This window comes from Mesorhizobium sp. M4A.F.Ca.ET.050.02.1.1, from assembly GCF_003997725.1.
Taxonomy (GTDB): domain Bacteria; phylum Pseudomonadota; class Alphaproteobacteria; order Rhizobiales; family Rhizobiaceae; genus Mesorhizobium.
The window spans coordinates 1-2,867 of record NZ_RZSG01000764.1 but is presented as its reverse complement, the minus strand read 5'-3'; the positions used below and the strand labels follow the sequence as shown (position 1 = coordinate 2,867).

Here is a 2,867-nt window from a genome sequence, read left to right as displayed (position 1 = left end):
CGCCTTTTCGGATGGCGAGATCGACGCCGGCCAGCGCATGCACGCGGGCTTCGCCCTGGCCGTAGCTTTTCCAGACCTTGTCGAAGGCAATCAGCGTGGAGCCCGACACGGCGTCAGTTCCGCAGCTGCGAGCCGGTGATGACCTGCGCGCCTTTGTCGAGGCCGGACGTAATCTCGGTCAGCTCGCCATCGGTGGAACCGACCTTGACATTGACCGCGTGGGGTCGGCCATTCTCCAGCACATAGAGCGTGCGCGAGCCGTCGGTCGGTCTCGGCGTGGCGTCGCGCTGGCGGCCAGGGCGGCCCATGCGGCCGGTGAACAGGTCGCGCAGGCTCCACGTGCGGGCGGCGGGCGGCGCCGGCCGGTAACGGAAGGCGGTGGCCGGCACGGTGAGCACACCCTTGGCCTGTTTGGTGACGACCGAGACGGTGGCGGTCATGCCGGGCCTGAGCAGCAACTCGCTGTTGTCGACCTCCAGCCGCGCATTGTAGGTGACGACGCCGTCAGTGGTTACGGACGCATAGGAGATGTCGCGGATCTCGGCGTCGAAGGGCCGCTCCGGAAAGGCATCGACGGTGAAGCGGGCATGTTGGCCGGGCTTGACCGAGCCGATATCGGCTTCGTCGACCGCCGCCTGCAGCTCCATGTTCCTGAGGTCGGCGGCAATGACGAACAGCACCGGCGCCTGCAGCGAGGAGGCGACCGTCTGGCCGGGGTCGACAGAACGCGTCAGCACGATGCCGTCGATCGGCGCGTAGATGGTGCTCTTGGCAAGGTCGGTCTGCTGCGCCTTGAGATCGGCATTGGCGATGGCAAGGTTGGCCTCGGCGCTGTCGAGGGCCGCCTTGGAGCGGTCGCGGGTCGCGGTCGCGGCCTCGAGCGACTGGTCGGTCGCCATGCCGCGCTTGGTGAGTTCGTTCGCGCGCGCCAGCGCGTTCTCGTTTTCCTTCAGCGTCACGGTGGCGTCCTCGACGGCTGCCGCGGCTGCCTTGGCGGAAGCCTCGGCGCGCTCGATCTGAACCTCGAGCTTGGCGGTGTCGAGCGTCGCCAGCACATCGCCCTTCTTGACCTGCTGGTTTTCCTCGACCGCGACCGAGCGGACGACGCCTGAAAGTTCGCTGGAGATGTCGACCTGCGTCAGCGGCTGCAGCGTGCCGGTGGCCGAGACCTGGACGGTGAGGTCGGCAACGGCTGCCGGCACGGTAGTATAGTCGATTTTGGCCTGAGAGCCGGCATACCACTGATAGAAGGCACCCGCCGCGGCAACGGCGATCAGCGCCAGCAGGGCATAGAGCCAACCGCGCCGGCGTGTCCTGCGCAGGCCGTTGCGGTCGAGGCCGAGCGCCGTCTCGATGGCGGAATCCGATTCCGTCTTTGGCGGATTGACAACCTGGTCCACGCTGGACCCCTATTATGCGCACAGTCCCTATCTGTGCACAGATCAGGCTTTGTGGTTCGAATTACAAATTAAATTTCGCCCATGTTGGGATTGAGGCAAGAATGAAAACCCGGGATTACTTGCTCTACGATGTCTTTACGACCGAGCGGCTGGCCGGCAACCCCGTGGCTGTCGTCCTGGACAGCAAGGGGCTGGACACGGCGGCTATGCAAGCCATCGCGCGCGAATTCAATCTTTCCGAAACGGTGTTCGTGCTGCCTCCCGACAACGCCAAGCACCGCGCCCGCATCCGCATCTTCACGCCCGACTATGAAATGCCGTTCGCCGGCCATCCGACCGTCGGTACGGCGATCGCGCTCGCCGATCTGGCTGGCGAGACCGCCGGCATCTTCGTTCTTGAAGAGAATATCGGCCCGGTACGCTGCGCGGTGAGCAAGCATGACAGCGCCACTTTCGCCGAGTTCGACCTGGCGAAGCTGCCGGAGCCGCTGGAGCTCTCCGCCGACGCGGAAGCGATCGGCGCCGCGCTTGGCCTTGGACCGCATGAGATCGGCTTTGAGAATCACCGCGTCTCGTTCTGGTCGGCCGGCGTGCCCTACGTGACCATTCCGGTCGCCGACCTGAAGGCGGCGGGCCAAATCCGGCTGGACAACCAGGCATGGTCGGAACTGGCGCCGCGCAAGAGCGAATGGGCTTTCGCCAGTCCCTATGTCTATTGCCGCGAGACGGTCAACCATGAGAGCGCCTTCCATGTGCGCATGATCGTGCCCGGCAGTCCCTCCTATGAGGACCCGGCGACCGGCTCGGCAGCGGCAGCCTTTGCCGGCGCCATCATGCATTTCGACGGCCCGACAGACGGTATTTCGCAGCTGTGGATCGAGCAGGGGCTGGAGATGGGCCGGCCGTCGCGAATCCGGCTCGAGCTCAATGTCGACGGCGGCAAACTGGCCGCCGCCCGCATCGGCGGCCATGCCATTAAGGTGGCGGAAGGCAGACTTTTTGTCTGATCGGTGCGGCTGCCCCATCCCGATAGAATCGGGATGGGGCTCCATCTTTTTTGTTTGAGCATGATCTCTTCCGAAAACCGGATTCCACTTTTCGGGATCATGCTTTAGCGATTTATCGGGAAATGATCCCGGCGGGGCTAGACATCCCCAAGATCGGCGGCTATATGCCCGCCAACGCTGGGTTTACCGGCCGTGTGGGTGTGTAGCTCAGTTGGTAGAGCAGCTGACTCTTAATCAGCGGGTCCACAGTTCGATCCTGTGCACACCCACCAAATCCTCTTCAGATCCTGCTGAAAAAACATCGGAAGCCGGCGCCCCGCCGCGTTCAGGGGGCTTTCGATTTTTACTGGATGGTTGGCCTGAGGTAGCTGAGAATCGCTCGCGTTATGGCCAGGACGCCGTCAACGGCATCGAAGTTTGTCTTGCTTTTGCCGACGATCCATTCGAATTCGGGGGCTTG

The 2,867-nt window shown here is 63.8% G+C and carries 2 protein-coding genes, 1 tRNA gene and 1 pseudogene; 2 read left to right on the top strand and 2 right to left on the bottom strand.

The window, feature by feature from the left end; all coding sequences use genetic code 11:
* Both EOA33_RS40965 and EOA33_RS30780 read right to left on the bottom strand, forming a co-directional pair.
* Positions 1 to 109: pseudogene (locus EOA33_RS40965) on the bottom strand (macrolide ABC transporter ATP-binding protein); the annotation flags it as partial.
* 4 nt (positions 110 to 113) lie between these two features.
* Positions 114 to 1,400, bottom strand: a complete 1,287-nt coding sequence (locus EOA33_RS30780; RefSeq protein WP_126053999.1) for an efflux RND transporter periplasmic adaptor subunit — start codon at positions 1,398 to 1,400, stop codon at positions 114 to 116.
* A gap of 101 nt (positions 1,401 to 1,501) precedes the next feature.
* Here EOA33_RS30780 and EOA33_RS30775 point away from each other — a divergent pair, with 101 nt between their 5' ends.
* Entirely contained in the window at positions 1,502 to 2,407 is a 906-nt protein-coding gene (locus tag EOA33_RS30775) for a PhzF family phenazine biosynthesis protein (RefSeq protein ID WP_126054000.1), read from the top strand.
* 196 nt (positions 2,408 to 2,603) lie between these two features.
* Positions 2,604 to 2,679, top strand: a tRNA-Lys gene (locus tag EOA33_RS30770).
* Positions 2,680 to 2,867 lie beyond the last annotated feature (188 nt).